This window comes from Bacillus carboniphilus (assembly GCF_039522365.1).
In the GTDB taxonomy this organism is placed as follows: domain Bacteria; phylum Bacillota; class Bacilli; order Bacillales; family JC228; genus Bacillus_BF; species Bacillus_BF carboniphilus.
On sequence record NZ_BAAADJ010000062.1, the window covers coordinates 104,833 to 110,832 of the forward strand.

At 38.0% G+C, this 6,000-nt stretch carries 8 protein-coding genes; all 8 read right to left on the bottom strand.

Going from position 1 to position 6,000, the window contains the following annotated elements; all coding sequences use genetic code 11:
- Positions 1-44: 44 nt before the first annotated feature.
- Positions 45-905, bottom strand: a complete 861-nt coding sequence (locus ABDZ91_RS19395) for an AraC family transcriptional regulator (protein ID WP_343802823.1) — start codon at positions 903-905, stop codon at positions 45-47.
- Between the two features lie 81 nt (positions 906-986).
- Entirely contained in the window at positions 987-1,337 is a 351-nt protein-coding gene (locus ABDZ91_RS19400) for a VOC family protein (protein ID WP_343802826.1), read from the bottom strand.
- 18 nt (positions 1,338-1,355) lie between these two features.
- Positions 1,356-1,826 carry a hypothetical protein gene (locus ABDZ91_RS19405; protein WP_343802829.1) on the bottom strand — a complete coding sequence of 157 codons (471 nt, stop codon included), beginning with the start codon at positions 1,824-1,826 and terminating at the stop codon, positions 1,356-1,358.
- A 137-nt stretch (positions 1,827-1,963) separates the two neighbouring features.
- A complete protein-coding gene (locus ABDZ91_RS19410) occupies positions 1,964-2,965 on the bottom strand; it encodes an HD domain-containing protein (RefSeq protein WP_343802832.1) in 1,002 nt (333 codons plus the stop codon).
- 345 nt (positions 2,966-3,310) lie between these two features.
- The gene (locus ABDZ91_RS19415; protein WP_343802835.1) at positions 3,311-3,829 is read right to left on the bottom strand and encodes a GNAT family N-acetyltransferase; all 519 of its coding nucleotides are present in this window, start codon (positions 3,827-3,829) and stop codon (positions 3,311-3,313) included.
- Between the two features lie 10 nt (positions 3,830-3,839).
- Positions 3,840-4,988 (bottom strand): PstS family phosphate ABC transporter substrate-binding protein, encoded by a 1,149-nt coding sequence (locus tag ABDZ91_RS19420; protein ID WP_343802837.1) that lies wholly within the window; start codon positions 4,986-4,988, stop codon positions 3,840-3,842.
- Positions 4,985-5,428: an NUDIX hydrolase gene (locus ABDZ91_RS19425; protein WP_343802840.1), complete on the bottom strand. Its 444-nt coding sequence runs from the start codon at positions 5,426-5,428 to the stop codon at positions 4,985-4,987. Before ABDZ91_RS19425 ends, ABDZ91_RS19420 begins: the two co-directional genes overlap by 4 nt.
- A gap of 132 nt (positions 5,429-5,560) precedes the next feature.
- Entirely contained in the window at positions 5,561-5,932 is a 372-nt protein-coding gene (locus ABDZ91_RS19430) for a dihydrofolate reductase family protein (protein WP_343802843.1), read from the bottom strand.
- Positions 5,933-6,000 lie beyond the last annotated feature (68 nt).

A 6,000-nucleotide genomic window follows, 5' to 3' on the forward strand; every position in this document is an offset into this window, starting at 1 on the left:
TTAAAATTGAAAAAGCACAAGTATCACTACCTGTGCTTCAATCATTACTTTTTAATTGGGATCCAAATCTCACTATAATAACCTTCTTGGTATGGGTCTTCTTTGCTACAATAGACTTCCATCTCAGGTCCACCTGCGTGTTCATACCCAGTTGAAGGAAACCACTCTGAATAAATTCTCTCCCACACCGTTTGCATAGCTTCTGGCATGGCACCCCGAACTGGAAATACAGCCCAAGAAGCTGAAGGGATTTCTCTTTCTTCCCAATCATCTGGTACTTCCGTAATCTTTTTCTCTGCACCTATTAAATAGGTTAAGTTTTCTTGCTGTTTATCAAAGTCCATACAAATCCCAAGAAGCCCTAGTGGCCCACAGTTCTTGGCAAGCTCTTTTGAAAAACCATTTTCATTGGACTCCTTCCAGAACACAGGAATCTTTCGGTTATTTTCTCCCCCGACAATGGACATTCTTATGCTTTTACCGACAACTGAGAAGGCTTCTTTTTCAATAATCTTATACTCCATTTCTACATCTCCCTTTAACTGTAGTTGAAAAGAGAGTCTTGGATAGGCCTTCAAAGATTGGCTATCTTTTTTGGCAGCGGACGGGCTAATCCCATGAATGCGCCGAAACGCTTTCGTAAAAGCTTCTGGCGATTCATACCCAAACTTCATCGCCACATCAATCACCTTTGCATGAGAGTGAACGATCTCCTGTGCGGCTAACGTAATGCGACGATTCCGGATATACTCACTCACGGTAAAACCTGTAAGCATATTGAACATTCTTTGGAAATGAAACTTAGACATACAAGCAATCGAAGCAATGTCCTCGATGACAAGTTCTTTATCTAAATGACTTTCAATATACTCAATGCTTTCTACCATTCTTTGAAGTCCTTCCAATGTGTTCTCTCTCCTTTCTATTTACAGTTTATCAACATAGATTAATAGAATCCTGTTCATCAGTGCTTATTGATGACAGACTTATTTCTCCCAAATCTCAATCCATCTACCTTCCGGATCTTGTATCCAAATAAAAGTACCATACTCACTTTTCTCCGGTTCCCTTAATAGAGGCACGCCAATCTTTTTGAAATGTTCCATCCACGCTTTGATATCTTCAACTTGAAAATTCAACATGACAGCCTGGTCCTGCGGAAAATAGTTGCTTTCTTCTTTAAAAAAAGCAAAATGAGTCTCATTGTCCGCATCTGGTTTCATTACGGTGCCATTCCAATCCTCCATATTAATTCCTAATGTTTCTTTGTACCATTTCTTCAAAGAATCAATATCCTTAGTTCTCCAAAAAATCCCGCCAAATCCTTTAATTTTCATAAAGTCCTCCTATTTGTTTTATTGAATAAGTACTACAAACGTATACGAAATTTCACCTTCAACCCATGTTGCTCGGACCTCGTAAATGTACTTGCCAGGAGAATCAGGAAGTGTAAACTTATTATCTTGCAAACTAACTTCACGATCTAAACCACCTGCATTCACCAAATAAAGAGTCAGCGTTGGTGTATTTTCTATGTGGATCGTAACTTCTTGTTTTGGGTTAGAGGAAATCGGGTCAATATGCGGAGCCATCTGGAGTGGCGAAGCATGGTCCGTTTGCTCAACCATCGTTTTACCAAACCCTAATTTCTTCTCCCACTTGTAACCTCCTCTTTCCAAATCGTAAAGTTCCCCACCTAATTGGAATTGTGCTTTAAAGTCAGGGAGAATGCTTTCACTCTTCTCATTAGTTGCAGAGCTAGAACAACCAACCATTACTAGCGATAACAGGACAATGAATATATGATGCCGTTTAATCAACTTCATGCTAAAAGCCCCCTTTATAAAATTAGACTAATGGGGTATTTTGAAAGTTTCATATTTAAATCTTAATCTTCTTATGCAATCCTACCATATAATCCCATTATATTATTATTAAACTACAATTTTCCTCTTGTTAACTCTTACTTTTCTGTCTGTGTAACGATTGGATTAATGGAAACATAATAATTTTTCTGTAACCCATAAATTCTATCCATAATCATTTGTGAGTTCTCACATATTGAGGTTAGTGGTTTTCCATCAACTAAAGGTGTTTTATCATACACTTTTCTTACTTCCACCTTCACTGCACCTGAAAAATCCACTTCTTTTATGACAATCTCTTCTGGATGATAAAGAATGACATCTAACATATCCACCACTTCCTTTATTCCAGAGTTTTGCAACAAAGAAATGAGTTCATAATTCGTAAGATCTTGTATTGTACCAGCCTTGACCATACTTGAATTTGAGTAAATAGAAATTGCTTGAGCAAGCATTCCATCTAACGCTAATAAAGTAGGACTAAGAAAGCTTTGATGATCATAGTAAATTGCCTCTAAAATCTGACGGCCTATTTGGAGGTCAGCTTCTACATAATGTCCGTTAAATGATATTCTCTGCAAAATGTCTGGAGGATTTAAGTCACTTTTCCCTAGCATATAAGCATCACGAAGAAAACTATCTAAATGATCAGCACCCAAGTATGTCGTTTTATGAGTTAACGGAGAATCTGAATTCAACAAGTCTATGATTCTTGATGGACTAAAACCATGATTTAATAAAATTTCTGCAATCTCTCCCCCACTTATTTTTTGCTCCGTAATCGTATGATGGTTAAACCCCAATGTTTTTTCGACAGCATGTGAAAACGGAAGGTGACCTATATCATGGAGAAAAGCTGCTATACGAAGTTCTTCTTCTTTAGGAAAAAATGTAGCGATAGTGGCCCATACACCAATGGTATGTTCAAATCTAGAATGTTTCGCAGAGGAGATAAGAGATCCCGTTCCATAATGAGAGAGATGTTTTAACCTGTTTAAGGTTTTACTCTTTAAAAGCTCTCTTTCCCAAGGGAAGGTTTTGATTTTAGTTTGATAAAAGGGTTCAAAAACTTCATCTGAATTTACAAATACATAGTGCATGTTATGACCTCCTAAAAATTGAAAAGAGCCGGCTTCAAATCTATTCTCATAGAGATGAAACCGGCCCATTGTATTCAATGAGAGTGGTTACTTACCACGGTTTAACAGTTCATAGTTGTATAATACCAATTTAGGTATAAATAGACAATAGTATTTTTTCCGGACACACGTTCCGTTATATACCTTAAAAAGCCCTGTCTTCTAAATTTCGCGGACTCTCATTCCGCTATTTACTAATTTTGACCCTAAATTAGCCCAAAATCACCCCAATAACGGAACGTCTGTCCGTTGCTAAGCTAAAATGGGCCGTTTTTCTAAGAATAACGGAACCTGTGTCCGCCTTGCCTACTCTCGCACACTGCAAACAGAGTACACCGACACAACTTTCTCCCATCTATGTATCGTTTTTTCTAAAGTCATCCCAATCCGTTCAGCCACTTTTGCAGAAGGTTTATTCCGAACATCTACAAAGGAAATGAGCCTTTCTACATCAAGCACCTTAAACCCATATTGCTTACACGCAATCGCCGCTTCAGTCGCATAGCCGTTCCCCCATACCCGCCGAGCAAACAAGTAACCAATCTCCATTTCCATAACGCCCTCTAACTCTTGTGGAACAATTCCGCATTGTCCTAAAAAATCACCCGTCACTTTGTCCTCTACAATCCATAGACCTACTCCATAGTCGGCATAATTATTTAGGGTCCAGCCAATCCACTTTCTAGTCTGATCTTCATTTTTAGTAGAAGGATAGTATTCCATTGCTACAGGGTCAGAGAAAATCTCCATTAAATTACCGATATCCTCATCATTCATTTTTCTTAGGACTAATCTATCAGTAGTTAATACCGTCCTATCTTCCATTTCATCACCCCTAATTCACCGGCACATATCCAGACAATTCAACGATTTTTTGACCTTGTTCCGATATCATCCAATCAATAAATGGTTCAATGTTCGAATTCTTATTTCCTGCCGTTATCGCATAAAACTCACCAATAATCGGGTAGCTTCCATTTTTAATATTTTCCTTGGTTGGTAATACTCCCTCAACTTCTATATTTTTTATTTTCCCCAGATCCACCATATCTTGAGAAAAGTGTCTAAACGAAAAACCAATAGCGTTGGTTTTATTTCGGTAGTTCGTTGTTTCCCGAATAATACCACCCATTCCCGTAACGATGTCCTCAGAAGGTGGAACCATTAAAGGAATGTCACCCATCAGGTTCTGTAAAGCGGACTGGCTTCCACTATCTTCAGGTCTTTGATAAGCCCGGATTTTCTGGTTCTTACCGCCCACTTCCTTCCAGTTCGTGATTTCCCCAGAGTAAATACCTTGGATTTCTTCAATTGTTAACTCCTCCACTGGATTATCGGAGTGAACAAAGAACACAAACGCTTCCCTGCCAATAGGAGTTAATTCTAATTCGAATCCCATACTCTTCGCTCTTTCCATTTGATTTTCAGACGGGTGTGCCGTAAAAATGATATCTGAATGTCCGTAAAATAAACTGTGGAAAGCACCACTGGTTTGTCTGGAAACTACTTCACTATTATCCTGATTGTATTCCTTTTCGGGATAGACTGCTTGAGCAAATGCTGCATACACTGGATATAAAGCTGTTGCCCCATCTAATTTCGGTAAATTCGATTTGGTTATTTTAAAAGTCGATTCTTCATCCAACTTCACAGCTTTAGTATTCTCCTTAAATGGCTGATACTCAGACAAATCGACATCCTGTGTACTCACAATTTCAAGACTCTCCTCATAAGCCTGGTACCCCTCAAACGTAACTACCGAACCTATCAACAATCCAATTATGACCCCCACAATAACCCTCGGTACTTTCCTTGATAAATATCCGTAAATTGCTAGAATGATCATAACCATCACCCCAATGGTCAGAGCGATAAAAAATGGAACATAAAACTCTGCGTCTCTAGATAAAGAGGCAAAGATCGTCACCACAAACCCAATAATCCCTAATGCCCCTATGATGAAAATACTCCCTATAAACCTCACTCTTCTCCCCCCATGAACTCACGTTTCAGTAGTTCCATTAAACCATTCGGAAATAACACTTTATGCTCTAATTCTTTCAATGAAATCCACCGAGCTTGAGTGACAATATTCCCTTCAGTAACTGTAAAAACGTCTCTCTTATAGAGACTAGGATCTTTAAACTCAACTACATAAATTTGAGTTATTTCATGCGCCATGTCTTCTTCAATCGTATATATGTTCTCTAAACAAGTTATATAGCGTGATATAAAAACCTCAACATCCAATTCCTCTTTAAACTCTCTCTTTAGAGTCTCAACTGACCTTTCACCGAACTCAATGGTTCCTCCAATCGGCCGATAAAATGCCCCGGTTCCTCTAGAATGTTTCCCTGCTTGTTCCTCTAAAAGTATGTAATCACCGTTTACGATAAGACCTAATGCATTTGCTCTCGGGCCCATTCAATTCCTCCATAGTTGTTACTTTAAATAATATTAACATATAATTCCATTTACTTATGGGTGTTTTGGAGAAAAAGGGAGGTACAGAGAAATTAGGGACTATAAAATTGAGAAAAAACGATTGTTTCACAATCATTTCTCATTAAGGTGGTAACATAGTTGAACTACACCCGAAGAAAACCTATTTGTTTCAAACAGTTTCAGATGTACCCTTTGCTTAATGTCAATAAACAGGGGGTTTCCATTTCCCAAAATAATAGGATGCACAGATAATCTAAATTCATCTACAAGCCCTAAGTTTATAAAGGTTGTAATTAAACTTGCCCCACCATATAGCCAAATGTCTTTACCAGGCTTATTCTTTAATTTGATGATTTCTTCCTCAATATTTTCATTTATATATTTTACGTTATCTTCAGAATCCTTTCGTGTTCTTGAGAACACATATTTCTCTTTACTGTTGACCAATTGATTACGGCCACTCGATTTTACCACCATTGACATTTTTTTTACCACTGCTCGCCAAGAAATTTACCACATGTTGTCACCACATTTACCAACCTTCAAAAAGC